The 25,879-nt window shown below is 52.4% G+C and carries 23 protein-coding genes; 16 read left to right on the top strand and 7 right to left on the bottom strand.

Annotated features, from left to right (window positions below; all coding sequences use genetic code 11):
* Positions 1 to 2: 2 nt before the first annotated feature.
* Positions 3 to 3,209, bottom strand: a complete 3,207-nt coding sequence (locus tag B5G09_RS07230; RefSeq protein WP_241147608.1) for a TonB-dependent receptor — start codon at positions 3,207 to 3,209, stop codon at positions 3 to 5.
* 320 nt (positions 3,210 to 3,529) lie between these two features.
* Positions 3,530 to 4,468 (bottom strand): FecR domain-containing protein, encoded by a 939-nt coding sequence (locus B5G09_RS07225; protein WP_087404650.1) that lies wholly within the window; start codon positions 4,466 to 4,468, stop codon positions 3,530 to 3,532.
* A 235-nt stretch (positions 4,469 to 4,703) separates the two neighbouring features.
* Here B5G09_RS07225 and B5G09_RS07220 point away from each other — a divergent pair, with 235 nt between their 5' ends.
* Positions 4,704 to 5,306 carry a sigma-70 family RNA polymerase sigma factor gene (locus tag B5G09_RS07220; protein WP_087311081.1) on the top strand — a complete coding sequence of 201 codons (603 nt, stop codon included), beginning with the start codon at positions 4,704 to 4,706 and terminating at the stop codon, positions 5,304 to 5,306.
* Between the two features lie 269 nt (positions 5,307 to 5,575).
* Here the strand turns inward: B5G09_RS07220 and B5G09_RS07215 are convergent, their stop codons facing one another.
* Complete coding sequence (locus B5G09_RS07215) at positions 5,576 to 6,241, bottom strand: TetR/AcrR family transcriptional regulator (protein ID WP_239403283.1); 666 nt, start codon at positions 6,239 to 6,241, stop codon at positions 5,576 to 5,578.
* 517 nt (positions 6,242 to 6,758) lie between these two features.
* Between B5G09_RS07215 and B5G09_RS14090 the strand changes: the two genes are divergently transcribed.
* The 8 genes from B5G09_RS14090 to B5G09_RS07170 all read left to right on the top strand — a co-directional run bounded on the left by B5G09_RS14090 (position 6,759) and on the right by B5G09_RS07170 (position 15,463).
* Positions 6,759 to 7,958 (top strand): hypothetical protein, encoded by a 1,200-nt coding sequence (locus tag B5G09_RS14090; RefSeq protein ID WP_162608254.1) that lies wholly within the window; start codon positions 6,759 to 6,761, stop codon positions 7,956 to 7,958.
* Positions 7,850 to 8,440 carry a S41 family peptidase gene (locus B5G09_RS14085; RefSeq protein ID WP_162608253.1) on the top strand — a complete coding sequence of 197 codons (591 nt, stop codon included), beginning with the start codon at positions 7,850 to 7,852 and terminating at the stop codon, positions 8,438 to 8,440. The genes B5G09_RS14090 and B5G09_RS14085 overlap by 109 nt, the downstream gene beginning before the upstream one ends.
* 702 nt (positions 8,441 to 9,142) lie before the next feature.
* Positions 9,143 to 10,402 carry an erythromycin esterase family protein gene (locus tag B5G09_RS07195; RefSeq protein WP_162608252.1) on the top strand — a complete coding sequence of 420 codons (1,260 nt, stop codon included), beginning with the start codon at positions 9,143 to 9,145 and terminating at the stop codon, positions 10,400 to 10,402.
* 108 nt (positions 10,403 to 10,510) lie between these two features.
* Positions 10,511 to 11,515: an erythromycin esterase family protein gene (locus tag B5G09_RS07190; RefSeq protein WP_087404647.1), complete on the top strand. Its 1,005-nt coding sequence runs from the start codon at positions 10,511 to 10,513 to the stop codon at positions 11,513 to 11,515.
* A gap of 65 nt (positions 11,516 to 11,580) precedes the next feature.
* A complete protein-coding gene (locus B5G09_RS07185) occupies positions 11,581 to 12,762 on the top strand; it encodes a TlpA disulfide reductase family protein (protein ID WP_087404646.1) in 1,182 nt (393 codons plus the stop codon).
* Positions 12,763 to 12,781: 19 nt separating this feature from the next.
* A complete protein-coding gene (locus B5G09_RS07180; protein ID WP_162608251.1) occupies positions 12,782 to 14,095 on the top strand; it encodes an HlyD family efflux transporter periplasmic adaptor subunit in 1,314 nt (437 codons plus the stop codon).
* A 4-nt stretch (positions 14,096 to 14,099) separates the two neighbouring features.
* Complete coding sequence (locus tag B5G09_RS07175) at positions 14,100 to 14,648, top strand: TolC family protein (protein WP_087404644.1); 549 nt, start codon at positions 14,100 to 14,102, stop codon at positions 14,646 to 14,648.
* Positions 14,627 to 15,463 carry a TolC family protein gene (locus B5G09_RS07170; RefSeq protein ID WP_087404643.1) on the top strand — a complete coding sequence of 279 codons (837 nt, stop codon included), beginning with the start codon at positions 14,627 to 14,629 and terminating at the stop codon, positions 15,461 to 15,463. The genes B5G09_RS07175 and B5G09_RS07170 overlap by 22 nt, the downstream gene beginning before the upstream one ends.
* A gap of 271 nt (positions 15,464 to 15,734) precedes the next feature.
* Here B5G09_RS07170 and B5G09_RS07165 read toward each other — a convergent pair whose 3' ends face one another.
* The 3 genes from B5G09_RS07165 to B5G09_RS07155 all read right to left on the bottom strand — a co-directional run bounded on the left by B5G09_RS07165 (position 15,735) and on the right by B5G09_RS07155 (position 17,442).
* Entirely contained in the window at positions 15,735 to 16,643 is a 909-nt protein-coding gene (locus B5G09_RS07165) for an IS66 family transposase (protein WP_087404642.1), read from the bottom strand.
* 165 nt (positions 16,644 to 16,808) lie between these two features.
* Positions 16,809 to 17,027: an IS66 family insertion sequence element accessory protein TnpB gene (gene tnpB, locus B5G09_RS07160; protein WP_241147607.1), complete on the bottom strand. Its 219-nt coding sequence runs from the start codon at positions 17,025 to 17,027 to the stop codon at positions 16,809 to 16,811.
* Positions 17,028 to 17,073: 46 nt separating this feature from the next.
* On the bottom strand, positions 17,074 to 17,442 hold the full coding sequence (locus tag B5G09_RS07155) for a hypothetical protein (protein WP_087404641.1): 369 nt from the start codon (positions 17,440 to 17,442) through the stop codon (positions 17,074 to 17,076).
* Between the two features lie 183 nt (positions 17,443 to 17,625).
* Here B5G09_RS07155 and B5G09_RS07150 point away from each other — a divergent pair, with 183 nt between their 5' ends.
* From B5G09_RS07150 to B5G09_RS07130, 4 genes are all read left to right on the top strand, one after another.
* On the top strand, positions 17,626 to 18,750 hold the full coding sequence (locus B5G09_RS07150) for an ATP-binding protein (protein WP_087404640.1): 1,125 nt from the start codon (positions 17,626 to 17,628) through the stop codon (positions 18,748 to 18,750).
* Between the two features lie 112 nt (positions 18,751 to 18,862).
* Positions 18,863 to 19,690 carry a restriction endonuclease gene (locus B5G09_RS07145; RefSeq protein ID WP_087404639.1) on the top strand — a complete coding sequence of 276 codons (828 nt, stop codon included), beginning with the start codon at positions 18,863 to 18,865 and terminating at the stop codon, positions 19,688 to 19,690.
* Positions 19,691 to 19,926: 236 nt separating this feature from the next.
* The gene (locus B5G09_RS13890) at positions 19,927 to 20,844 is read left to right on the top strand and encodes a hypothetical protein (RefSeq protein ID WP_143256498.1); all 918 of its coding nucleotides are present in this window, start codon (positions 19,927 to 19,929) and stop codon (positions 20,842 to 20,844) included.
* Between the two features lie 541 nt (positions 20,845 to 21,385).
* Positions 21,386 to 21,862 carry a hypothetical protein gene (locus B5G09_RS07130; RefSeq protein WP_087404637.1) on the top strand — a complete coding sequence of 159 codons (477 nt, stop codon included), beginning with the start codon at positions 21,386 to 21,388 and terminating at the stop codon, positions 21,860 to 21,862.
* Here B5G09_RS07130 and B5G09_RS07125 read toward each other — a convergent pair.
* Positions 21,849 to 22,073, bottom strand: coding sequence for a hypothetical protein (locus B5G09_RS07125; RefSeq protein ID WP_087404636.1), 225 nt, complete (start codon positions 22,071 to 22,073; stop codon positions 21,849 to 21,851). The two genes, B5G09_RS07130 and B5G09_RS07125, sit on opposite strands and share 14 nt — an antisense overlap.
* A 70-nt stretch (positions 22,074 to 22,143) precedes the next feature.
* Between B5G09_RS07125 and B5G09_RS07120 the strand changes: the two genes are divergently transcribed.
* The 3 genes from B5G09_RS07120 to B5G09_RS07110 all read left to right on the top strand — a co-directional run bounded on the left by B5G09_RS07120 (position 22,144) and on the right by B5G09_RS07110 (position 25,876).
* The gene (locus B5G09_RS07120; protein ID WP_087404635.1) at positions 22,144 to 24,135 is read left to right on the top strand and encodes a ParB/RepB/Spo0J family partition protein; all 1,992 of its coding nucleotides are present in this window, start codon (positions 22,144 to 22,146) and stop codon (positions 24,133 to 24,135) included.
* Positions 24,136 to 24,211: 76 nt separating this feature from the next.
* Positions 24,212 to 25,204, top strand: a complete 993-nt coding sequence (locus B5G09_RS07115; RefSeq protein WP_087404634.1) for a zincin-like metallopeptidase domain-containing protein — start codon at positions 24,212 to 24,214, stop codon at positions 25,202 to 25,204.
* 63 nt (positions 25,205 to 25,267) lie between these two features.
* Positions 25,268 to 25,876 carry a hypothetical protein gene (locus B5G09_RS07110; protein WP_087404633.1) on the top strand — a complete coding sequence of 203 codons (609 nt, stop codon included), beginning with the start codon at positions 25,268 to 25,270 and terminating at the stop codon, positions 25,874 to 25,876.
* The last annotated feature ends 3 nt before the right edge of the window (positions 25,877 to 25,879 follow it).

Below are 25,879 nucleotides of genomic sequence, written 5' to 3'. Positions count from 1 at the left end.
TTTTAGAAGGTAACACGAAGGCTGAAGCCCAGGCTGCGCAGCGACGGCACCATGAAGTAGTCGATACCCTGGTAGTTGTTGCCCGTCGAGGCAATCGCCTCGGGGTCGAACGGCGCCTTGCAGTAGATCATCCAGAGGTTGCGCCCGACGAACGAAATGTCGATCGAGCAGACATCGCGGAACCAGCGGCGCGGCAGCGTGTAGCCCACCGAAAGCTCCTGCAGACGGAAGTTCGTGGCCGAGTAGGTGTAATAGTGCGGCAGTCCCGACTGCGAGGCAATGGCAGCATACCAGCGCTGCGGATCCACCATCTCACGGCCGTTGATCAGAACACCGCCGGCATCGCGCGCTGCGGCCGAGGTCTCCGATACGCCGAACAGATCCAGATTGGCCTGCGTCGCCGAGTAGCAGATGCCGCCGATACGACCCGTGAAGAGAACTCCCAGATGCGCTCCCTTCCATGAGAAATCGTTGCGCCATGCCAGATTGTAGTCCGGAAGCACCGAGCCGAGATAGATCTCCTCGCCGACGTCCGTCGTCACGAAGTTGCCGTTGCGGTCAACCTGGATATAGCCGTTCTCGTCGTATTTCAGATTCGACGTCGTATAGAGGTCACCCATCGTACCTCCCTTTTTCAGAATATACTTTGCCTTGCCGAGACCCTTGATTTCAAGGCGGTCCTTCAGCGGCTCGCCGGTCATCGGGTCGCACATGCCGTCCATCAGGTCGAGAATCTCGTTGCGGTTCCAGGTGAAGGTGACGTTCGTATCCCACGAAAATTCGCTCCACGTGTGGCCGTAACCCAGCGATGCCTCCACACCCGTGTTGCGCACGCAACCCGTCTGGACGTACATGCTCGAATAACCCGACGAGGTGGAGACCGTCGGCTGGAAGGTCTGATTGCTCGTATCGGCCAGATACCACGAGGCACTCAGCCGCACGTCGTCCCACAGCCGGGTATCGAGGCCCACCTCCCAGGTCTTCGTCCGCTCGGGATAGAGCTGTCCGATTTCGCGGAACGTGGTCGGCAGCCACTGCTGCGTTGTCTCGTCATAGGCATAGGTCGGGGTCGTCAGGAAACGCGGGAAGGGAATACCCACCGACGAGAACGACGCCCGGAGCTTCAGATAGGTGAACACATCCGGCAGGTCGAAGGTCGCCGAAGGAATCCACGAAAGTCCCACCGAAGGATAGAAGAACGACTTCTGAGGCGATCCGGCCAGCTGCGAGGCCCAGTCGTTGCGGCCCGTGACGGTCAGATAGAGCATCGACCGCCACCCTACCTCGATCGAGCCAAAGAGCGACTGCGTCTGCTCCTGCCAGCCCCACTTCTGGGCGCGCGACTTCTCGCGGTCGAGGTCGAAGACCGTAAAGAGGTTCGGAACACCCGAATCGCGGATCGGTCCCCGATAAGAGAGTTCGCGGCTGCGCACGTCGTTGATCGAGGCGCCGACATTGGCAACCAGAGACCACTCCTCGCCAAAAGTCTTGTTCACATTGGCAATCACGTCGGCATAGATCTGCTCATCGGCGTTCGTGATCTCCGTATAGTGGCCCTGCGAACTGCCTTCGGTGATCGTCGTATTCGACGAGGCGTAGAGCTTCTGCGTATAGACCGAGTTGGTGTTGTCGATCCGTGCACGGCCGCTGACATTCAGCCACGGCAGGATGTCGTACGACAGCGTGGCCGAAGCCATGTAACGTTTCTTGTCCGTATCACGCGGGTTGCGGTAGGCAATCCAGTAGGGATTCTGCATGCGCAGGTCACCGCCTTCGCCCTGCGGCCAGTACTGAACGCTGATCTTGCGCGCCGGATCCCAACGCTCGAAGATTCTGACAGCATCAAAATCATCCCCGCGCGGAAAGAGATAGGCCGAGACAACCGGGTTCGAATAGACGCCCTGGTTGATCATGTTGCGGTCCTTCTGCACGATATAGCTCGCGCTGACATCCAGATGCAGCCGATCGTTCAGAAACTGCGTCGAGTTGCGGAACGTAAAGTTGTAGCGGTCGTAGTAGTTGTTCGGAATAATGCCGTCAGAATTCACCGCAGCAGCCGAAAAGTAGGTCTGATTCTTTTCCGAACCACCCGAGAAGGTCACGGCATTCGTATAGACATGGCCCGTCTCGAAGAAGTCGTCGGGCGTATAGCCCGTCCGGGCCGCATCGGTGAGCTTCGGGCCCCAGCTGTAGACCGGAGATCCCGACACCGATCCGTAGCTGCCCGTGCCGTAGCGGTTCTGGAACTCCGGCATCACAAAGGGTGCAAGGAACTCCGTCTGACTCGAATAGGTCACCCGGAACTGTCCGGCCTGCCCCTTCTTCGTCGTGATCATGATCGCACCGTTCGCCGCACTCGAGCCGTAGAGCGCTGCGGCCGAAGCACCGGTCAGGACCGAAATCGACTCGATGTCCTCGGGATTCAGATCGGCAATGGCCTCCGTGGCACCGCGCGAATCGAACTCCGTGCCGCCTCCGCCACCGACGTTGTTCATCGGGATACCGTCGATCACATACAGGGCATTCGACGACTGGAGAATCGACTTCGTTCCGCGCATGACCACCTTCGAGGCGCCGCCGACACCCGACGACGAGGCGTTGATCGTCACACCGGCCACCTTGCCCGCGAGCGAATTCATGAAGTTGGCATCCTTGACCAGCGTGATGTCCGACGGCGCGACCTGCTGCACGTTGTACGAGAGGGCCTTCTCCTGCCGTTTGATGCCAAGGGCCGTCACCACGACCTGTTCGATCTCCGAAGCTGCCTCGCGCAGCGTCACGTCGAAGCGGGTGCGCGAGCCGACTGCCACACGCGCCGTCTCATAACCCAGGTAGCTGATCTCAAGCACCCGGGATGACGCCGGGGCCGGGACCTCCAGCGAAAAGCGGCCATTGGTATCGGTCGAAACTCCCAGGGTCGTCCCCTGAACGATGACCGAAGCGCCGACGATCGGCAGCCCTTTAAGATCGGTTACGCGGCCCGAGACCGTTACCGGGTTTTCCGGCTTCTCCGACTTTTTCGTCACAAGAACCGACATGCCCTCGATCGTGTAATCGAGCCCCGTATCCTTGAAAAGCGCGGGAAGAATTTGTGTAATGGTTTGATTCTCGGCGTGAACCGATACGATAATACGCCGGCTGTCGATGTCCTTATTGAATAGAAACAGATAGCGCGATTGCGCCTCTATTTCATTGACCACCTGCTCCATCGGAACCTTTTCCAGATGGATCGTAAAACGGGCGGTCTGTGCCTGCGCGCCTCGAATCTGAAGCGACAGACACATCAGCAGAATGACCTCAAACAGATTCCGGATTTTGCAGAATCTCGTTTTATTCATACTTTTGTGAAATTAAAGGTAATAGATGTAGTAAGGTTAGTTTTATTCTCTGTTACCGGCCTGCGGATCGGCAATATCCGCAGGCTTTCTTTTTCAAGAGAATGTCAGATAAGGGGTTTGTTCATTGTCATTTTATCATAGGCACTCTTTTTTTTCCGAATTACACAATATGTTACTCTATCGCATGTTTGTTATTTTATACGAATGATGTTATGTTCCTCATCCCGTTCATAGGTAAAATCAGCGACATGCTGTAATACTCGCAACGCATGGTCGAGGCCATCAGAAACACGAATCTTTCCGCTCGCAAATTCAATGGTCGGGATCTTTTCGCATTCATACACGATCTTGACATCGTATATTCGCTCGAATTTTGCCATCAAATCTTCAAAAGAGATCCCCTTCATACTCAAGATTCCTTCCGTCCATTGCATGGCAACAGGATCGGTGTTATGAAAAACCATCAGATGTCCGTTAATAAGATTGGCAACCTCATCAGGATGAAGGATCACATGCTGATCACCGGATGTTACCTTTACCAAGCCCTCAAGCAACGTTGTGGAGAACTGCGACCGTGATTCATCAGCAACTACGTTGAACCTGGTTCCCAGAACTTCTATATTCGAAGCAAACGTCTCGACAACAAACGGTCGTCCGTCATCATGCGTTACCTCAAACATGGCTTCGCCCGAGAGTTTTACGCGGCGCACCTTGCGGTCGAAAACCACGGGATACTCAATTCTCGAACCGGAATTCAGCCACACGTGCGTTCCGTCGGCCAGATCCATGCTGACGCGCTGACCGGCCGGAATCTCAAGGGCAGTGTATTGCGACGAGATTTCACCATAGGTATGAGACCGCATCCAATACAATCCACCGGCAAAAAGAAGCAGACCGGCAGCAATACCCGCCGAATACCGGACCACTTTGCGGAGTGTCCAGGTACGTTTGGGGCGCCTCTCCACCGTGCCGATCACCTGATGGACCAGGACGCTCTCAAAAACGAGACGAACCCGATCGATCTCCCGTTGATGGGTCTCGGGATCCTGCTGATACCATTCCTGAACCTGTTGTTCCTCTTCCGGCGAGCATTTCCCGGTCAAATAGCGATATATTACCTCGTCTTGCATGTCGTATTTCAGTTAGCATTCTATATATATTATGAATAAGGGCAGGGGGTACTACACTAAATTTTGCATTTTTTTGCAAATAAATTTTTTTAGTTATTTATTCATTTTGTTTATTAAAAATAACTCACTGACAAACATCATGTTATGAATTATTCATTCGAAATGATCCTCCACATCGATGCCAAACAAATAAATTTCGTTTTTCTGTAAAATATCTTAACTTTGTTTTCGAGTTATGGGTATGACAGCAACATCTATGGGAGTCGATTTTACGTTCGACGAACTCGGCAAGCATTTTTTTGCCAACATCGAGGCATACAAACTGCTGGCATATTCCTATGTACGAAATGAAGCGGCCGCCGAAGATATTGTATCGGATTGTTTCCTCAGACTGTGGGAAAACAAAGACAAGCTGGAGCCTCGAAAAGGCGATTACCGAATGTACATCGTGCAGATCATCAAAAACGCCTGCTATGAGTATATCCGAATGAACAGCATCCACTCCAAAATCCACAATCACATCCAGGATCGAAAGGAGTGGCAGTTACAAATCAGTCTTCGGTCATTGGAAAGTTCGGAAATCGAGAACTGCCTTTTTTCAAATGACGTAGAAAAAATCATCCGCCGCGAACTGGCCAAGATGCCCGAACTCCGTCGGGCAATTTTTTCCGACAGCCGTTTCGGCCTCATGACACATAAGGAGATCTCGGATAAATACCAGATTCCGATCCGACGGGTAACCTGGGAAATTACAAAGGCCCTCGAATCGCTGAAAACGGCTTTAAAAGACTACATCCCCGCATACATGATTCTGCTCTATTTCGTCAACAGGCAATAACAAAATGGGGGAACCTATTTCATTTGCATGTAAATGCGATAGATCATGTAAAGTAGAATAGTTCCGTACACAGAATTTGTATTGGGGTTTTAAGTCTCAACCTAATGCTTATCACATATCCAGTCGATCTTGGATCTCGGGATAAAAAAATTTATCACTATTTCCGGCTTCGCTCCACGATAATAATATCGACTTACGGAGAAAGTATAAGTATATTCCAAGGGGTAATATAAGTACGCTGATCTGGCATATCCTTAAAACAGACTGTTTCAGCTATCGAATTCATGGATATCTACCCCCAAATATAGGCAGGCCTTTTTCTTGCTGATTCCGTCTTTGAGCATGCGTTCGTAACATGCCCGCTTTTCGTCGTGGATTTCAATCCGACCAAACAACATGTCAACCAAAGCATCCACCGCCTCCGAAAAGGCCGCCTCGCCTTCGGGCGTATCAAAATCGATCTTGCAAAAAGGCGCCCGTTCCCTATGCAGGATCAGGTAATAGATTCCCGAGATCAAGAGGGCGATAGTGCTCCGAATATTGATATGAGCGGGTTTGAACAGCAGGTCGTAATATTCGACCAGATTCATGTTCATCAGATCCCGAATCCGGGCCGTTCTCCGGGTCGTCTCATTGTCAGCCGACATCTCCCAAAGCAACAGTTTCTGCATGACCACATTGTTGCATAACTCCCTATAAAGCGCCTTCAGGGTTTTCGCAAAGAACAATTTAGGTCCAAGGGCGCTCAACTCTGACGTGTCGATCGTGTTATTGATCCAGAAGTCGTATCTCTGAGCCAACTTGTCATAAAGATTGTCGATAGATCCATAGCGCCGATAAAAGACCGGGGGATCCAAACGGGCATTGGCCATCAATTCCGTGACAAGCACGTTGCCGAAACCACTTTTGATGACCAGTTTTTCGAGTTCAGCCATTACGGTATGATCGATTTCAGCATTCGTGCGTCTTACTCTTTCCGCCATTTCGCAGTATCTGATTGGATAGGTATTATGGATGTCGGTAAACATTCCCACACAAATATATAACATTTATCCTAATATACATGCAGGAAAGCCATCTTCTCCATCCAACACAAAAAATTCACCGCAATGCAGGTATTTTTAAACAAAACAATTATATCTAAAATATTTTGTATACATTTGCAATAGTTGGAACAAATGAGTTTCCTGAACCGAAGGAATTGGATTAGAGAATGAGTTGCATGAAAGTCTTCGGTCGATGGAATATCCAATTTAACGGCATTCTCCGAAGAGAATTTTTGGCGGCCATTTATGTTTATTTCTGAAAAGAGCACTTCAATATTGTGATCGTTTTTGAAATATTGTTTTTTACCAATCGTATATCTGCTTGTATCACTTAACAATAAGTAAAATGAGACCAGAGTTTCGTATTTTCTGTATCCTGCTTTGTCTGTTGTGCGTTACACCTGTCATGCAGGCCCAGCAAACACCCGTCCCTGCCCCTGCCTCCTCCGGATTCAACCTCACGGCGGAGGATCTGAAGGATCCCCGTGCCGTCGGAAATCTCGAAACCCTCTGCCGTGTCTGGGGCTATGTGAAGTACCACCATCCGGTCTTCTGCGACACGCTGTGCCGCGTCGATATCGACAGCGCCCTCTTTGCCCTGCTGCCCCGGGTCGTGCATGCCGACCGGGAGACCCGCAACCGGAACCTGCTCGACTGGGTCCGCTCGCTGGGAGATTACACCCCCAACCGGGTCGATTACGAACAGAGCCTGGCACCGCTCGAACTGGTATCGACCGTCGACCTGACGTGGACCCGGGATACGACCCTGTTGGGGTGTGATCTGTCGCATCTGCTGCAGGACCTGCGTTATGCCGAGCGCGGCGAAAACTACTATCTCCGCTTGGGGCAGCCGGACCAAGGCCCGGACTATCAATATTTGTCGTTGCGCGGCGAGTCTTTCTATCCGACTCCGCAGATGGATAGCGGGCTCAACCTGCTGCTGCTCTTCCGGCTGTGGAACGTCATCGAATATTATGCTCCGTACAGGGCGATAACACTGCACCCCTGGAATGAAGTGCTCACCACCTATATTCCTCTCATGGGTATTGAAACGGACGGGAGATGTTTTGCCCGCCTCTACATGCGGTTAATTCGCGAGCTCAACGACGGCCATGCCTACGCGCCAATCGAGATGCTTTTCGGACAGCGGATGCTGCCCGTGTGGCCGCTCCAGGCCGACGGGCGCCTCTTCGTCGGCCACTCCGACGACAGAGCCCTCAAACGGGGCGACGAAGTGGTGGCCATCGACGGGGAGCCTATCTCCGAACGGCTGGAGCTGCTGCGGGAATATGCCTCGCGGTCGAACGAGGCGAGCCTGCGACAGGCCCTCCGTTATTATGGGCTCTGCACACGTCGCGATACCGCCGAGGTGGTCCGCCGCCGCGCCGGGGCCTACGACACGCTCCGCGTGGCAACGGTGCCCTATGGCAGCGTCTCCCCCCCCTTTACGACCCGGCTCAGTTCGTGCAGCCGCCCTTCCGCCTGCTGGCCGATTCGGTGGGTTACATCTACGCCGGGACATTCTCCCGCGAGTACCTCGCCGAGGTCGGACAGACGCTGCCTCGCACGCGGGCACTCATCATCGACCTGCGCACCTACCCGCTGAATGTGGACGGCGCGCTGATAGCGCTGGCCGCCCAATCGCTGTGCACCGAACCGGTCGTTGCCTGGCAGACGTTGCATCAGACACTGGCCCTGCCCGGCCTCTTCTTCCGACAGGAGCAGTGGCTGGACAATGGCTTCGAGGAGGGTGCCGCACAATGCACCGAGCCCTACAAAGGACGAGTGATCTTACTGGTAAACGAGCTGACGCAGAGCAACCCCGAATTCCAAGCCATGGCGCTGCAGCGATGCCCGCAGACGCTGACCATCGGCTCGCCGACCTCAGGTGCCGACGGGGATATCGTCAGTCTCCCGTTGCCCGGAGGATTGATGACCTATTTTTCGGGAATAGGCATCTTCTATCCGGACGGTACTCCGACCCAGAACGTGGGCGTGCGCCTCGATGTCGAGGTGCTGCCGACAGCCGAAGGGTTGCAGGCCAGGCGTGACGAAGTGCTCGAACAGGCACTGGAGTTGACTCGCTGATATTTAGGTGGATATCCTCACCACCTTTAGTTGAGGATAAAAATCAACTACGGCTAGTGTTGCCGAAACCGACGCGGGTAAAACTATCATTGACAAGTACAAGGTTCTACGCTTACACTTAATAAATATCAATTAAATAATTGATAATCGATTGATTGTTTGTTGTTTTTTTCTATATTTATCACAAAAAAAAGAATGTATATTTTTCGATATTCTGCTGTAATCATAAGCGCCTTGTTCTGCAGCTGCAGTACGCTCTATCCTGGCCCATATAACCTCGATTTCGAGCATACAGACGGGCTGGACAGGTTGACCCGATGGGAATATAGCGATCAGTCTGCCGAGGAGTACGTCTCCCGGCGTGATACCCTGTGCCGGTACCGTGGCCGCTCCTCGCTGCGACTTGAACGGAGCGATTCGGCCAGCCGGGGGCCTGTCTGCTTCTATCAGATGCTGCCCGACTCGCTCGTCGCCGGACACGAAGTCGAGCTGAGTGGCTGGATTCGTACGGAGGGAGACCCGGCAGAACGGTCCAAACTCCTCCTCGCTCTTCCTCAGAAGAGCGACAATGGCTCGGTTCAATTCCGGGATTCGGAGTTCTGCGTCGGGTCAGCCCACCATAAGCACAGCAAGTCAGGGTGGCACCGTATGACGCTTCGCAGACAAGTTCCAGACTCGGCAGCAGGTATTTACATCGGCGGCATGCTGACAGGGAGTGGCACTGCCTGGTTCGACGACCTTGAGGTCCGAATCAACGGCCGGAAGCTCCGCGATACAGTGATTCCGGAGTTGAAATACCGGTTGACCCCTCGCGAAAAGCGGGAGCTCCGTCGCTATATCTATCCGCTGCGGGGGTGCGACCCGGCCGATGGGGATTCCGTCGAACTGCGGTTGCTCGACCGGCTGGTCGGGACGGGTACAGTGGTCGCCCTGGGGGAAAATTCGCACGGAGCGAGCGAAATTTTCCGGTTGAAGGAGCGGATAATTCGTTATCTGAACCGGCAGCTGGGCTTCGATCGGGTCGTCTTCGAGACTGAAATGGCGAATGGCACCGTCTTGAATGACTATATCCGTTCGGGGGTCGGGCACGCCAAGGTCGGGATTTTTGGACTCGACATGTGGGTCTGGGATGTGAACGAAGTGCTGTCGCTGGTCGAATGGATGCGGCAGCGCAATATCGACAGCCACCGGATCGAATTTTCGGGCATTGACATGCAATCAACCGCGAAGACCCGGGAGTTGCTCCGTCAGGGACTGAAAGGGGACGATGCAGCGCAGAAGCTGCTGGACAGGATAGATTCCAAACTGGATAAGGTACTGCGGTATGACGAACGAGGCATGGCGCGCATCGACCCGCAGCTGGCCGGGGAGATTACGCAGGAACTCGACAGCCTCGAGACCCGCATCGACCCGTCGGCGGCCGGACTGCACCAGTGCATCACCCTCATTCGGCAATATCTGGGGCAGGGGCATGACCTCTTCTGGCGGGATCGGTGCATGGCCGAGAACCTGCTCTGGCTCCGGCAGCAGCATCCCGACGAGCGCATGGTGCTCTGGGCCCACAACGGACATATCTCACGAGCGGACAAGCGAATGGGCTACTGGCTCGACCAGCAGCTCGGGGCGGATTACGTCACCTTCGGCTTCACCTTCTACGACGGGCGGTATACGATTATCAAGCCCGGCGTGCGGAAGTGGCAGCACGACGCCCAGGAGGCCTACCCTGGCACATTGGAGTATCTACTTCGTCAGCTGGATGAGCCCCTCTTCATCCTTGACCTGAAGCGGATGCGCGAGGAGCAGGCCCCGGCACTCGAATGGCTCAAGCAGATGAAGTTCCGACATGTCGGGTCTATGAAACTCGAAGATGAATTCTGGGATCAGGATATTGTCGGTCAATATGATTATCTTGTATTTATATCCAATGTATCGCCGTCTGAATTTTTTCTGGACTTTGAATAATTCAAACCGATTGGGAGGATAAGACGATCCGACAAGAAACTCGGTGCATAAAAATTTAGAGAATGGAATTTAAAGAGCCTAAAATTATCTTTACTGGGCACTTCTTTTTTGATACTCGGGACCAGTATCAGTTGTGGGAAGGATTATCCGGTCGGCACGACGGAGTACAACCTCGATTTCGAGTATGCATGGAACGACTCCGTGCCGATGCGGTGGACGTTGCGCAACCCCTCGCTCACGGGGTATGGCTGCAGGCTTGACCGGCAGGAGTTGCTGCGGTATCTCCATCCGCTGCGTACGTGCGATCCAGACGACGCCGACTACACGGAACTCGAACCCCTCGGACGGGTTGCGGCAGCGAGTCGGATCGTCGGACTGGGAGAGAGTACGCACGGTTCGGACGAGATCTTCGCCATGAAGGATCGGATCGTGCGTTATCTGACCTCGCGGCAGGGGTTCGATCTCTTTGCGCTGGAGGCCAATCATCCCGAGGCCCTGCGGGTGAACGACTACACGATCCGCGGCGAGGAAAATCCGAAACAACTCATCCGCGGCATGTATGTCTGGCCCTGGATGACGGAGAAGATGCTCGCGCTGGTCGAGTGGATGAAGGGGTACAATGCCTCGGAGCCGCGGATGACCTTCACGGGGGGGGGCGATCTGCAGATGCCCGCGACGTTGATGGGCGCGTTGCAGCGCCTGCTGCCCGGAACGGGGTCGGCGGCACGTCGGGCAGCCGCTCTGGCGGAGCAGCTGCGCTCGATCTACGACGCGGCCTACCGGGTGGATGTCGACCTTGCCCGGAGCCTCGAACCCGAACTGGACACACTGGCCGTCGATCCCCTGGTTGCATCGCTGCCCGCAGCGGAGCGGGCCGAAGTCGAAGGGAATATCGGGATGCTGCGCGCCTTCCTGAGCCAGTATCGCGACCCTTCGTGGCGGGATCGGGGAATGGCCTCGACCCTGGAGGGGATTCTGCAGCGGCAGGATGAAATCATCATTGGTGATTTAACTGCTTGTAATAACAAAAAATGTTCCAAACCGTCAGATTGCAAAAGTGGAATCTGTGCTTCCATGAGATGCCAAAGCCGATTAGAACGCCATTGCATGTAATCTGCAAGTTGCCAGAGGATACGGGATCTGAGGTCTCGTATCCTCCACTATAACACACTTCTGATATGAAGGCGAACTATTTATGCGGTATTATTACCCTGTTACTGGCGATTTCCTGCACATCGCCGAATCAAAACCGGTTTCGATTGGAAGCCCGGATTACTGAAGCTCGGTCTGCTGAACTCGCCTCGCTCACCTACCCAGTCTATCGGGAGGGTACCTGGTACAAACAGACGGATTCAGCCCGTGTGGTCGACGGAAGAATCCACTTCGAAGGGGATATTTCGGGAATTACCCCCGCATACCTCACCTTCGAAAACATGGATGAAGTCGGTTTATATCTTGTGCCGGGCACAATGCATCTGCAGATGAGTCGGTTGCACCCCTATGATTTCACATGCCCGGGAGTTCCCCTGATGGAGGAAGTCGAGGATTATCGGAAGCAGCTGGGAGCCGTTCCCCGACGAGCCTATGAGAAATCTCGCCGGGCAATGGAGCTCAACAAGCAATGGGCGCAGGCTTCTGCTGAAGTGCGGGATACTCTGTGGAGGCAATTTCTGCAGGCCGTTCAGGAATTCAAACTGGAACTGGCTGTCGAAGATTCGCTCCGCATGGCATTTGTTGCGCGACATCCAGACTATACGATTGCGCCACATCTGCTCTATCTCTCCATCAGAACCGGCCGGAATGGTTCCGACCACCTTCGAGCCCTTTACGATCGGATTTCCGAAACGGCGGAGAACCGTATTCTGCGCGAGCTGGCCGGCATCCAGCTCTCCTATGCTCCGGGAGAGACGGGATATGAGGTGGGAGACCGTGCCTGCAATTTCGAACGGCGCGAGGCGGCGGGCGGTTCAATCCGATTGTCGGACTATAAGAAATCTGTCGTGCTGCTCGACTTTTGGGCATCATGGTGCGGGCCGTGTCTGAAGGAGGCTCCCGCAATCAGGAAACTGGCCCGCAAATATGCCGATAAGGGCTTGCATGTTATCGGAATTTCGGTGGACGACGATTCGGCGGCCTGGCGGCAGGCTCTGGCAAAGCACGACCTAGACTATTGCCCGCAGGTTCTGAGTTGCGAATCGGCCGATGACGAAGCACTCTATTTCCCAGAGAAGGCCAACTTGGCGGATTTGTATCAAGTAACGCAGATTCCGTGTCTGATCCTAATCGACCGTGATGGGCGTATTTCTGCCCGCTGGCAGCGGATCACTCCGACGGAGGAGGCTCAACTGGAAGGAATGTAACGTTAGTCACAGATTTATAATGCCAACCAGAGAGGAACATTTTTACAGCGAGGAGGCCCAGGCGATTTTGGGACGCGCCCCGTCGTGGGTTGTACGGTGGGGCGTGACGGTTGTTTTCTGCATTCTTGCAGGGATCGTATTGGGCTGCTATTTCATCAAATACCCGCAGACGGTCACGGCCCCGATTTCGATCACGACGATCAATCCGCCCTCGGACCTTGCGGCACGCTATGACGGGCTGCTCGATACGATCTGCGTTTCGAACGGCGATGCAGTGCATGCAGGCGAAGTGATCGCCCTTTTCACGACCGCAGCCCGCTACGGTGACGTCGCCACCCTGGAGCGTTCGCTCCGCGGGGCCGACACCCTGTCGTATCCGCTTCTGGTGCGCTCGCCGTGGCTCGACGGGAGCTATGCACTTGGGGAACTCCAATCCTCGTGGGCCGACTTTCTGCGACAGTGCCGCGACTACCGCCACTACCTTGATATCGACTATTCGGGGCACAAGCGCCGTCTGCTCGAGACGCAGATTGCTAAAAATGAGGAGTACTACGACCGGCTGCTGACGCAGCGTGCGCTGCTTGCCGCCGATCTGGACTACGGACGCCGCACGCTGGAACGCGATTCGCTGCTGCTTCGCGAGGCGGTGATCTCCGAGGCGGACTACGAAACCACGGCACAAAATTACCTCTCGAAACGCAATTCGCAGGCGGGTTTCGATGCCACGCTGACCTCCACCGAGCTGACGATCCTCCAGACGCGGCAGCAGCTTGTCGAATTGACGCTCGACGCGACGAACGAACGGGCAGAATATGAGCGGGCGCTGGAGCAGTCACGACAACAGCTGCTGGCGCAGATTGCCCAATGGCGCGAACAGTATGTCATCACGTCGCCGGCCGAGGGGCATGTCTCGCTGCAGCGCTATTGGAGCCGCAACCAGCACGTCTCGACGGGCGAGGTGATCGCATCGGTGGTTCCTGACGGGGAGCTGGCCGTCGTCGGGCGCATGCAGGTCGCCTCGGCCAGCTTCGGAAAGGTCCGCACCGGACAGCAGGTTCTTGTCAAACTCAACGGATTCCCCTACATGGAGTTCGGCGTACTGCACGGCACGGTCCATTCGATCTCGGCGGTTCCCGAGCAGCAGCAGACCCAGAACGGTACGAGCATCGTCTATACCGTCGAGGTGGAGTTCCCCGCCGACCTGCGGACCACCTACAGACGTGAACTTCCACTCATCCAGAAGATGGACGGTACGGGCGAGATCGTCACGAAGGAGATGCGCCTGATTGAACAATTCATCCAGCCCATAGTCTCCCTCTTCAAAAACCGATAGCCGCATGAAACGAATACGCATCCTATCGATCGGCGCACTGCTGCTCTTCGGCACCTCCGGCCATGCTCAGGAGCGGCGCTGGACGCTGGAAGAGTGCATCGCACATGTTTACAGGCAGAATATCGAGATCAAGACGCAGGAACTCACGGCCGCGGAGAAGCGCCTCTCGCTCTCGGAATCAAAGTGGAGCTACGCTCCCGATCTTTCGGCTTCAGCGGATTACTCGCTTTCGACGGGACGCGTGCTGGACCCCACGACCTACGACTTCGTAGAGAATCAGACCGTATCGGGCAACAACGCCTCGGTCGGGGTTAGCCTGCCGCTTTTCGACGGACTGCGCAACCACTACAACCTCCAGCGGGCGAAACTCGACCTGCGTTCGTCGCTGCTTGCCGTGGAGACGACGCGCCGCAGCGTGCGGCTGAACGTCACGGCCCGCTACCTGGAGGTGCTGTGCGCCGAGGAGACGATCCGCGATGCCGAGCAGGTTGTCTCCGAGCTGGAGGTCCAGGCCGGGGGAAGACGGAGCGGATGGTCGAGGCCCGCAAGGTGACGATGGCCGACCTGCTGCAGATCCGCTCCCAGCTTTCGGATGCCCGAAACGACGTACTGACGGCCCGGAACACCTGCGAGATTGCCCGGCTGGAGCTCTGCCAGTTGCTTGAGATCGAAGACTACGCCTCCTTCCGGACCGTGGCTCCCGATACCGCCCGGCTGGTTCGCGGAGCTTCTGCGGAGGATGACGCCGGGTTCGATGCCGCGCAGCAGCTGCCCGAGGTGGAGTCGGCACGGGTGGGGATTGAGTTGGCCCGGCGCGATCTGCAACTTGCACGCACCGCCTACTGGCCGACCCTTTCGCTCGCGGCGGGCTACGGATCGAGCTACTCGGATGCGCGGCAGAAGATGTTTCAGCAGGACGACGGGACCTATCGCTACGAGGCGTATCCCTTCTTCGAACAGTACCGGGACAATGCGAGCAGCTATGTGTCGCTGTCGCTCAGCATTCCGATTTTCGGGAAGTTCACGACACGGAAGAACGTGCAACGTCAGAAACTGGCCCTGCGGCGTGCGGAGTATGCGCTGCGAACGGCCGAGAAACAGGTGGAGAAAGAGGTGACGCAGGCGCTCCTGGATGCCCGTACGGCCTGGGCGCGATACCTTGGGGCGCAGGAGTACGTCGCCTCGGCCGAGGAGGCGGCCCGTCAGGTGGGGCGGAAGTACGACCTCGGAGCCGCGACCGTAACGGACTACAACGCGGCGGTGACCACCCGGGTCAAGGCCCGTTCGCAACTGTTGCAGGCCAAGTACGAATATCTGTTCAAAATAAAGACATTAAGCTATTATACAAACTACAACAATGAAGAATAAAGGTCCGTAAACAATAAAGATTATTTAGGTTGCTAGTCCCGTAGTCATATTCATATCTTATTTTATTTTTTAATCAGGTATTTCGGTATTAAAAGCTAGGAAACTATTTTACGACAATACCCTAATAACTTTGCTAAAAATCATTCACCTTTTAGTTGAATTTTCATTGTAACCTGTTATAAAACAAAAAAACGTAGTTTGCTATGAGCGACTTTTAACACCTCATAATGTATAGCCTGGAATTCATGTACAGCTATTTCGAATATTCTCCTCAAAACTGCCAGTAAGGCAGTTTGCTGAGGACATCCTCCATCCATGTTCTCGGGTCAACCCCTGCGGCCCTGCAGGTGCCTATGAGGGAGTATACGATGGCTGCCCGATATGCAGAGGCGTCGTTGCCGCAGAAGAGATAGTTCTTCCTACCGAGTGCCAGCGGCCTGATGGCATTCTCGATGAGGTTGTTGTCGATGTTGATCCTGCCGTCATTCACATAGCGCGACAGCCGGGGAAGAAGACTGCAGGCATAGGCAAGGGCCTCTCCAAGCCTGCTCTTGGGAAGAACCTTTGCATAGGTCTCCTCGATCCACTTCTCGAACATCAGGATTGTGGGATAGGATATCTTCCGGCGTTGTTCCATACGCTCTTCCGCGCTCAAGCCTTTATCGTCCGCATCGTTCTCCACCTTGTACAGTTTTCTTATAAAGAGTCTGCCCTCCATGGCAAGCCGTTCGTTCTCTTTCAGCGAGTCGACGAACTTCCTCCGGACATGCGCCCAGCAGCCGTGCACGGTTATCCCGGGCATCTTTTCAAACTGGTCATATGCCTCATAGCCGTCGCATTGTACGTTTCCCCGGTATCCACCCAGGATTTCCTGGGCAACGTGATGGCCACGGCTACCCCTGTCATAGTAGAACATGACATCCCCCGTGACCGCGTCCCTGACGCACCACTCGCAATCCTTTCTGGCCTTGTGTTTCTCGTTGTCGATTACCGGTATCACGCTCTCGTCGATCTGGACGTATTCGCTTGAGAGGATCTGACGCCGCAGGATGTCGTACAGAAGCTTGTTCTGGAGATCCTGGATTATGCAGTCCTTTTCAACGATGGTCATACGGAGATTTTCCACCTGCGCAAGTGCTGCCGCCAGCTGTTCCTCGACTGTCATAACTACTTGTTTCATCCTCTGTTTTAATACTTAAAGGTACGAAAAAAGTGCCATATACGCAAGTCTGTGGCACTTTCCCTTTCACTTGTCTACGTAGCTTTTTCAGATTCTTCAGTCGCTGTCAGCGACTGTCCGGCTGTTCGATCATGCCCTCTACTACCATGACCAGCTCGCTCCATTCTATCCTCCCGCTGACGGTATCCTTCTCCATGCCGGAGGCATGCCGAAGGTCCCGGATTCAAGAAGCTTGCAGTACAGGACCAGACCGCCCGGCTCCCAATGCAGAAGCTTGATCCTGTTCCTGGCCTTGTTCATGAAGATATAGACATCACCGTTGCACGGGTCACAGCCCAGTTCGTTGGTCACAAGCCCACACAGGGTATGGTAACTCTTACGCATGTCGGTCGGCTTGTTGTAAAGCAGGTCCCGCATACTGTCATTCAGGCTAAACATGGCTTGACGACGTCTGGATTATTGCCTGTATCATCGTCGCGCCCAGATTGCCATGGATCCGCAATACTGCCCCTGTCTGCGTGCGCATCTCTATGCTCATCGGCATGGACTCGTATCCCGACTTCCTGCCTTTGCCTGCTTTCCTGTTTGTCAGCACAGGTTCCGGAAAACTGTTATTCCCACGCACCAGCTGAAGAAACTCTCCTGATTCCCGCTCGCTGGCCTGAACCTCGGCATATCTGCGTTTGCTTTCATAAAACCGCCACTCGGGTATCCCGATTTCTTTCAGTCGGCTCTTGTAGGGGACTCCATGCTCCTTGCAGTATTGAACTATCTCTGCGATTTCTTCTCGTGTAAGCATCTTTTTTTGTGCGAAGATACCTCGCGTGGAATAAATTCACTATACGCACTTCACCGGTTGCTTACGATAAAGTAAAGTCGTTTTTTTATTTGGTTATACATTATTTAATGGATTCTTTGGTTGTTTTGTATTTAATTACGATATTTGCGTTACGATGATTTTGTAATGATTGGATAGCATAATATGAAACCGAACAATCCTTTCCTGATAGCGGGCTATCACAGCCCTGAATTCTTTTGTGACCGTGAGACGGAAACGGCTGTTATTCTCGATGCACTCCAAAATGGACGTAACGTGACATTGATAGCCCCGCGTCGTATGGGAAAAACCGGTTTGATTCGTCATGCCTTTTATCGCTTGAAAGAGCAAGCCCCCGATATTACCACGCTTTATATGGATATTTATTCCACGCAGTCAATGGGTGATTTTGTGCGGTTGTTTGCCAATACGGTATTGGGCAAACTGGATACTGCACCTCAGAAAGCGTTAATCCGCATTGGGCAATTTATTCGCAGCTGTCGTCCGGTATTCACCTTTGACGAACTGACTGGGATTCCCAAAGTGACAATTGACGTAGCACCCCAAGAAGAAGAGAGTACGTTGAAAGAGATATTCGATTATCTGGGATCATCGGAGAAACGGTGTTATATTGCTATAGACGAGTTTCAACAAATTGCTGAATATCCGGAGAAAGGAATTGAGGCTTTGTTGCGCTCCTATATCCAGTTCCTTCCCAATGTGAACTTCATCTTTGCGGGTAGCAAGCAACATTTGATGCAGGAGATATTCATGTCGTCTAAAAGGCCGTTCTATCAGAGTACGCAACTGCTGACCATCGGTCCCATTAATCGTGAGGCGTATGCTTGTTTTGCCATCAGACACTTTGCTGAACATGGCGTGCAACTCCCTCGTGAGGTTTTCGATACGATTTACGATAAATTTGACGGACACACCTGGTACATCCAGTGCCTTCTTAATCGTTTGTACGGTTACAATAGGAATGTGGATCCGGAGTTGGTGGCATATGCGACGGAACAGATCGTTTCCGAACAAAGCTATTCGTATGCGGATCTGCTGAAAGCTTACTCTGCAGGTCACATACGTCTATTGAAAGCCATCGCTAGGGAAGGTTGCGTTAAAGAGGTGTTGGCGGGGAATTTTATCAGCCGACATCGACTCCGTGCCGCAAGTAGCGTCAGTGCTTCATTGAAAAAGTTGCTCGACAATGAGCTGGTTTATCAGACATCTCGTGGGTATATCATTTACGATCGTTTTATGAATGAGTGGTTGCGGCAGCAGCCATTCTAAAGACAAGATATTATGAAAAATGAGATAACTCGATTCTCGGTACAGAATATTATAGAACTACCAACGTAAATTGAATAGTCGTTTTTCTGCATACTCTGGAAATCTAAGTCAAATGAATGCAAATATTGAGTACGAGAAATTTACCCAAGAGATATATCAAGAGTTAGTAAATGCCGATGTCCTTAAGGCAACCCGGGTGCAACATAATGTAAAACTGAAAGGCAAATCTGGCCAAGAGCATCAAATAGATGTTTATTGGGAGTATGAGATAGCAGGTGTCCTACATAGGGTTGCTATAGAGTGCAAGAACTATAACAGCAATGTCGAGATTGGCAAAGTGAGAGATTTCTATGGTGTCTTGTCGGATTTAAATAATGTCGCAGGTATTATGGTCACCAAAGTCGGATATCAAAAGGGGGCAAAGGAATATGCGTCGACATACGGCATCACTCTTAAAGAATTGCGAAAACCTAATTGGGGAGAGGCAATAGTGGGGCAAATAGAGTTAAATTTTGACATGTCTATCCGTCGTTGTTTGTTTCGTGTTGATAAGGATTATGAAGAAACCGACCGATTTAGTGTGGCTGGATACAAACATTTTCTAGACGCAATGAGTCTAGAGATGGATTCCCAATGGGAAAAAGCAACTCATATCCCGCTTGAACTCAATAATGGATATATTATAGATGCTTCAGGTAAACGAATAGCATCTTTGGATGAAATAGAGGCAACGCTTCCTGAGAATTCCGATACGGATATTATCTTCAATTATGAAGAAGCGTATGTCAATACTCGCTGGGGGCTTATAAAGATCAATGAGGTAAAATATGAATATGAGAAAAAGAATCATAAAAGAATCATATCAATTGATGCCAAAGGATTTGTGAAGGCGATTCTGAAAGATGCCATAAATGGCGACATCAAGATGATTCCAAGATAATTATGTGGAAAATATCACCGGAATATAACTGTGAGATAACTTTGATTAGTAGCTATATTGGTGGTACGTGTATAAAAATCGATCAAGGATTCGTATTATCTCTGGAGTGAGTTTTTGAAGATGGTGTGCAAGAGAGAAAATGTATCTATAAATGTGGAATGATAAATTGTACATTATCAATCATTCTATCTGATAAAGTTTAGTAACTTTGGAGAAAATACTAAAATATGATAGTAATGGGAAACAATTTGTATTGGAATGTATATAAGTCACTTGAGCGTGAATTATTATCTTTGGCAGAGGTTATTCATATAGACGATAGTCAACTTGATGTTTATTCAATGAAGATTGCGGATTTATTAATTCGTACAACTGTTGAAATAGAATCTATATCTAAGGAACTGTATTTTAGAGAAGGTGGTACAAAACCAGACGATAAAGATTTATACTTTGATACAGATTGTTTGGCCCTATTGGAATCTAAATGGAGTTTAAGCAAAAAAGTAGTTATGATTTCAAGTCCAATATTATATTTGGAAGAAACTGATAATGTATATTTAACGCCACTACATAAAGCATATAAAAGAGGTACAAGTTCTTCTGATTGGCAAAAGGCATACCAAGCAGTAAAACACAATAGAGCAAAGTCATTAAAAAAGGGAAGTCTAAAACACTTTATACGTTCATTAGGGGCATTGTTTATATTAAATATATATTATCAAAATCAATCTTTTAATTTAGGATCAAATAGCAACGGAAATCTATTTGATGCAAGCATTGGTTCTTCAATATTCTCAATAAAATTGTATCCTTTCCCAGGTATTGATGCGTCAGGAATTTATAAGAAGAATGGAGATTTTGAAAAATGTATATATCTTATTCAAGCAACAAATGAAACAAAAGAATCAGTTAGAAAAGTATTGGAGGATTTGAATGAAAAAATTTTTAATAAAGCAATATCTGAAGCGCAGAACGAATTATCTCAGATAACGGAACCATTAAAGGCTGATGTTTTGCAAGAAAAAATTATAAATTTGATTAAGAAACATAAGGACGCATGTACTATAGTTGTTGCAAAAGAAAATGGTGCAATGCTAGCTAAAGTGTCTAATGCGCTACGCTTTGAAGTGGTTTTGAATATAAATCAATATTAATTTTGTACACCTTAATTCTACACTTTGATTCAGTATGTGAGATTTTTGCGTTCTATAATTGAGATTTCCCAATCATAGAAGACATAGGCAAAGACGTCCTTGATAAATAATATAGCTGTGTAAATATGCTTGATTCTGAGTGATTCATCTGGATACTGAGGATTTCTTGGCGACTCATCTTCATTGTGAGAAAATTAGAGATGGCCGGGTAGTAATCCACATAAGATATGTGGTCGTTACGTGATGGCTTTTGTTTCAGAGTTACATTGGTATATGTAAGTGTCATATATATTGTTTTTTACTTGTTTTTGCTGCAAAAAAATAAGTGTTATGATGTGATATTTATCACAGGGAAATAACTTTTGACCCATTCTATCTTTGGAGGCTCAAAGAACTTGTCCTGCTTTGTCTGCAGATTTACCGACTTCGATATGGGTGTGCATGATACACGTTTTTCGTGGGCTGTCCGTGTTGCTTATCTCTATTGGGGGGCAGCGAAGGCTTGAGTATGGGGTAAGTCAATACGGCATTCCTCGTTTTTATGGCTTTTGAATACGACTACTCGGGGAATATCGCCCTGCTCGACCGCCGAAAGGTTGCATTCTTTGTTTCGTGCGTCGTTTCATCGGCTGTCGAGGAGCAGGTCCTCTGCTGGGCCAACGCGTGTTGCGCAACATACCGTGTCATAATCAGCAGCTTTCAGTCTTCGCTCGAAAAATCCGTCTTTGAACTCCTGCTGAAGGTCCGTCACCCGGGGATCTGGGCCCTGGGGCGAAAGTTATATCATCGTTATCCGCCAGAGGTTATGGAGGCTCTTGTTGGAGAGCGCATCCTGATCTTTGCTGTACGCAATGCCAGCCGATCCGGGTGGCAAACCGCCCAGACTCGTAATTATCTAATCGCCTCGATGTGCGTTTATGCCATGAACATTGAAGATCGAAGCAGTTCGTTCGACGTCTTGTATGATTTGGATACAAAGATGAAGACAAAGACTGTGTTTCTCTTCAAAACATCCTGAAAAATTTTTGAGTAATTTCCTTTTCTTCCCGGTTGCCGTCGGGGAAGATAGTCATGCGGAAGGCCGCGGGCGGCCCGCCGTCCTCGGACGAAAAATCATCCTCGCCGGGGCTGCGGTATTTTTCGCCGCTCCGACGTCGCCGCATGACTGTGTCTCTTCCCGAGGCAACCGACCGCGTCGGGAATAAGTCCTCATAACATAATTTATTCATTGACTATGCAGTCCGTTTGGATTGCATGGCCACAAAAACGTGAGACACACGGTAAAAACTGTTTGATGTTATGCAGACTTCCAAAGGAGAACAGAAAACGAAGAAGAGCAAGGCCAAAGCATCGAAAGCCGCGACTTCGAATCCGAATCCCGACGTGCAGGAATTGCCGCAGACTGCGTTCTCTTCCGAGACTGAGGACCAACAACTCGCTCCGGCCGTTCAGTTGCTGGATCTGAACAAGATCGTCGGCAGCACCTACAATCCTCGCAAGGATTTCCGCTCGGAGACCTTGCAGGAACTTGCCGACAGCATCCGTCAGGTCGGGGTTCTGCAACCTATCTGCGTCCGGCCCAAAGATGAAGGTTTTGAAATTGTCTATGGCGAACGGCGTTATTGGGCCGCAGCGATGGCGGGGCTAAAATTCATTCCGGCACTTGTCCGTGAGTTGTCGGATGCCGAAGCCGAGGATGCCGCCATTACGGAGAACCTCCAGCGTGAGGACGTGACACCCCGCGAGGAGGCTGCGGCCTACAAACGGGCGCTGGAATCGGGACGTCATACGATCGAGAGCCTGGTCGGGAAGTTCGGAAAGTCCGAGGCCTACATCCGCTCCCGATTGAAACTCTGTGATCTGATCGACGCCCTCGCCGAGCAGCTCGATCGGGAGGAGATTTCGGTTGGTGTCGCCACCGAGATTGCGAAATACGATATGGCGGTCCAGCAGGAGGTCTACGAAGAGCATTTCTCGGAGGGATGCCGCCTGTCGTGGAAGAATGCCCGGATCAAGGAGATTGCCCGGCGGCTCTACGATCGCTACATGACACGCCTGGACACCTATCGTTTCGACAAGACCGAATGTCACACCTGTCACCATAATACGGCCAACCAGATTCTCTTCAAGGATGAATGTGCGGAGGGTTGCGCGGGCTGCCAGAACCGGAGCTGCATGATGCGCAAGAACGACGAATACCTCGTGCAGCAGGCCCTGCAACTGTTGAAGGCGGATCCGCGGACGGTCCTTGCCACGGTGGGGGATACCCCCGATTCGGTAATCGAGCATCTTGAAGAGGAGGGATACCGGATCGAAGAGTTGGATTACTACCTCGATTACTACGATACGGCCCCTGAAATGCCCGAAGCTCCGCAGGCGGAGTGCTACTCGTCGGAAGAAAACTACGCGGAAGCCGTGAAGCGCTACGAAGCGGCGCTGGCCCGGTTTACGGAGCAGACCCGGCAACTCGAATTCGACGTTACAGAGGGCCGTGTCCGCAAATATGCCATCATCGGAATGTTCGACGTGGAGATCCGCTATGAGGACATCCCGGAGGAGGAGCGTGAAGTTTCGGTCGAGGATGCCGCAGGGGAACGGACGGTCTACGTCACGATGGTTCCCGCCTCTCCGATGGAGAGCCTGCTGCGGCAGGACCACCGAAACCGGCAGCTTTGCTACGAGCATATCACCGCCGACATGAAGACGCTGTTCCGCGAATCGAAGGTCTCGGGCAACCCGCTGACCGAAGAGGAACACCAGATGTTCTACTACGCCGTGATCCGACACATGGCGGACGACCGACTACAGCAGTGCGGCATCGAGCCTCAAAATCAATGGCGCGTTACCGAGGAGGAGCGTTTCGCGGCCGCCGGACAACTGACACCCGAACAGCGGGCGGCAATGATCCGCATCTTCCTGCTCGACTTCTTCCGCACGACGGCTCGGGATTACAACTGTACGGACGAGGAGGTGGACACACGCCTGATGTGCCGGTTTGCCGATTTGAATTTCGAGTCCCAAAGCCGGACCCTGCAGGAGAAATACCTGGCAACCTACGAGAGGCGCCGGACGAAACTGCAGGAGCAGATCGACGACCTGAAGGCGCAGGAGGAGGTCCGGGCTTTGGCCGAATCCCGGGAGTCGGATGCAGAATCCATTCCCGAAGAACTTCCCGAGGAGCCGGAAGCGACGCCCGACACGGAGATTCCGGCACCGCCTGCCGAGCCGCTGATTATCCCGGCCGATCCGGAGTTCAGTCCGAACGAGACGGCAGAATCGCAAGCTGCCTGATCCAAGTAAAACCGACGGAGCAATCAAACGATTGCTCCGTCTTTCATTTCCAACCTGTTTCTAATCCCATCCAGCCATGAAAAACCATAATCTGATAGATGCCATAGCGCCCCGACTGACGGAGCTGATGATCCAGCGTATCGAACACCTCGAAACCGACTGGCAGAAACCGTGGATCACGGACCTCGCGCACGGTCTTCCCCGCAACCTGCGCGGCACGCCCTACCGGGCCGGGAATATCCTGATGCTGCTCTTCCTGTCGGGGATTGCCGGCTACCAAACGCCGATCTTCATGACCTTCCGGCAGGCCAAGGAGGAGGGGCTGAATATCCTCAAGGGCTCCCTGTCGTTCCCGGTCTACTTCTGGAAGATCTGCATCCGCCACAAGGAGACCCGCCGCAAGATCGACCTCGAGGAGTACCGCCAGCTTCCGAAGGAGGCCCGCAAACAGTACGAGGTCATTCCCATCATTCGCTACTATTCGGTCTTCAACCTCGACCAGACGGATATGCAAGAGAAGCAACCGGAACGCTATGCGGCGCTGACGGCCCGTGCCGAGCGGAAGGATTACTCCGACGGCATGGTCTGCGAGCCGATCGACCGGATGGTCGAGCAGCAGGTGTGGCTCTGCCCGATCGAACTCCGTTACGGCGACCGGGCTTACTACACGCGCTTGCACGATCGGGTTGTCTGCCCGCTCAAGGAGCAGTTCCCGAAGGGCGAGGCCTTTTACGGGACCCTGCTGCACGAGATCGCCCACAGTACGGGCCATGCCGAGCGTCTGAACCGCACGATGGGGACCAGCTTTGGCGACGAAGAGTATGCCCGCGAAGAGTTGGTTGCGGAGCTGACCTCGGCACTGTGCGGTGCCATGGCAGGCTTTGCCACGACGCCCCGCGAGGAGAATGCCGCCTATCTCAAAGGGTGGCTTACGCAATTGCGCCGGGAACCTACCTATCTGTTCGATATTCTGGTCGATGTCAACCGGGCCACCCGGATGATCTTCGACCATCTGGAACCCGGATCTGACGAGATCGCGGACGAGGAGACCGAAGTTCCGGCTGCATAAATTCTTGTTGTCATTTGTTGAACCATGCCGCAGTCTTCGGGCTGCGGCTTAATCTTTCAAACCATGAAAACCACCCATCCAATCTATGATGTCTACTTCCGCATCGAGGCGGATTATAACGACGGACGCATGTCGCACGAACAACACGACCGGTTCTACACGGAGATTCGCGCGCTCTTCTCGCGTGCCGGCTTTACAATCTTGGAGAACCCGCCGGGATGTCCCTCCTTCCAGTTGGGAACGACCTGTCTCTACTGCCACCCGACGGAACTCTCTGGCCCGGTCGAGGAGCCGCATATCGCTCTTGTTGAAAGAATCCTGCGACAAGGGACCTCGTTTCAATATCAGACGACGGACCGTTACGACCGACTCTATGACTTTACCGTTGAGGAGGAGTTGACCTACTACCGGCAACACTATTCCGTGCAACTTTTTCTTGAAGCCTTCCGTACCTCGGCCCCGTCGAAATACCACCTTCGGGATGAGGTTCTCGAGGAACTGATGCGGCAACTGATGGTGCATACCGTCCGCGCACCGCTGGGCTGTTCGTTCGATTCTCCGTGCGTGCACTTCGTCCGGGAGACCTACGCCTCGCTGGTCCAAAGAGGTCTGCTGATCGAGATCCAACGCCGGAAACCTTATGGAACCATGACTTATTGTCGAACCAGATAACAG

The organism is Alistipes sp. An54 (genome assembly GCF_002159375.1).
Classification (GTDB): domain Bacteria; phylum Bacteroidota; class Bacteroidia; order Bacteroidales; family Rikenellaceae; genus Alistipes; species Alistipes megaguti.
This window is presented reverse-complemented; position numbering and strand designations above follow the sequence as displayed.

What these genes read in the sequence shown, in the direction of transcription:
- B5G09_RS07230 (WP_241147608.1), bottom strand. Translation starts at nt 3,209, where the DNA reads ATGGAGCAGGTGGTCAATGAAATAGAGGCGCAATCGCGCTATCTGTTT.
- B5G09_RS07225 (WP_087404650.1), bottom strand. Translation starts at nt 4,468, where the DNA reads ATGCAAGACGAGGTAATATATCGCTATTTGACCGGGAAATGCTCGCCG.
- B5G09_RS07220 (WP_087311081.1), top strand. Translation starts at nt 4,704, where the DNA reads ATGGGTATGACAGCAACATCTATGGGAGTCGATTTTACGTTCGACGAA.
- B5G09_RS07215 (WP_239403283.1), bottom strand. Translation starts at nt 6,241, where the DNA reads ATGGCTGAACTCGAAAAACTGGTCATCAAAAGTGGTTTCGGCAACGTG.
- B5G09_RS14090 (WP_162608254.1), top strand. Translation starts at nt 6,759, where the DNA reads ATGCAGGCCCAGCAAACACCCGTCCCTGCCCCTGCCTCCTCCGGATTC.
- B5G09_RS07195 (WP_162608252.1), top strand. Translation starts at nt 9,143, where the DNA reads ATGCTGACAGGGAGTGGCACTGCCTGGTTCGACGACCTTGAGGTCCGA.
- B5G09_RS07185 (WP_087404646.1), top strand. Translation starts at nt 11,581, where the DNA reads ATGAAGGCGAACTATTTATGCGGTATTATTACCCTGTTACTGGCGATT.
- B5G09_RS07180 (WP_162608251.1), top strand. Translation starts at nt 12,782, where the DNA reads ATGCCAACCAGAGAGGAACATTTTTACAGCGAGGAGGCCCAGGCGATT.
- B5G09_RS07175 (WP_087404644.1), top strand. Translation starts at nt 14,100, where the DNA reads ATGAAACGAATACGCATCCTATCGATCGGCGCACTGCTGCTCTTCGGC.
- B5G09_RS07170 (WP_087404643.1), top strand. Translation starts at nt 14,627, where the DNA reads ATGGTCGAGGCCCGCAAGGTGACGATGGCCGACCTGCTGCAGATCCGC.
- B5G09_RS07165 (WP_087404642.1), bottom strand. Translation starts at nt 16,643, where the DNA reads ATGAAACAAGTAGTTATGACAGTCGAGGAACAGCTGGCGGCAGCACTT.
- tnpB (WP_241147607.1), bottom strand. Translation starts at nt 17,027, where the DNA reads ATGCGTAAGAGTTACCATACCCTGTGTGGGCTTGTGACCAACGAACTG.
- B5G09_RS07155 (WP_087404641.1), bottom strand. Translation starts at nt 17,442, where the DNA reads ATGCTTACACGAGAAGAAATCGCAGAGATAGTTCAATACTGCAAGGAG.
- B5G09_RS07150 (WP_087404640.1), top strand. Translation starts at nt 17,626, where the DNA reads ATGAAACCGAACAATCCTTTCCTGATAGCGGGCTATCACAGCCCTGAA.
- B5G09_RS07145 (WP_087404639.1), top strand. Translation starts at nt 18,863, where the DNA reads ATGAATGCAAATATTGAGTACGAGAAATTTACCCAAGAGATATATCAA.
- B5G09_RS13890 (WP_143256498.1), top strand. Translation starts at nt 19,927, where the DNA reads ATGGGAAACAATTTGTATTGGAATGTATATAAGTCACTTGAGCGTGAA.
- B5G09_RS07130 (WP_087404637.1), top strand. Translation starts at nt 21,386, where the DNA reads ATGGCTTTTGAATACGACTACTCGGGGAATATCGCCCTGCTCGACCGC.
- B5G09_RS07125 (WP_087404636.1), bottom strand. Translation starts at nt 22,073, where the DNA reads ATGAATAAATTATGTTATGAGGACTTATTCCCGACGCGGTCGGTTGCC.
- B5G09_RS07120 (WP_087404635.1), top strand. Translation starts at nt 22,144, where the DNA reads ATGCAGACTTCCAAAGGAGAACAGAAAACGAAGAAGAGCAAGGCCAAA.
- B5G09_RS07115 (WP_087404634.1), top strand. Translation starts at nt 24,212, where the DNA reads ATGAAAAACCATAATCTGATAGATGCCATAGCGCCCCGACTGACGGAG.
- B5G09_RS07110 (WP_087404633.1), top strand. Translation starts at nt 25,268, where the DNA reads ATGAAAACCACCCATCCAATCTATGATGTCTACTTCCGCATCGAGGCG.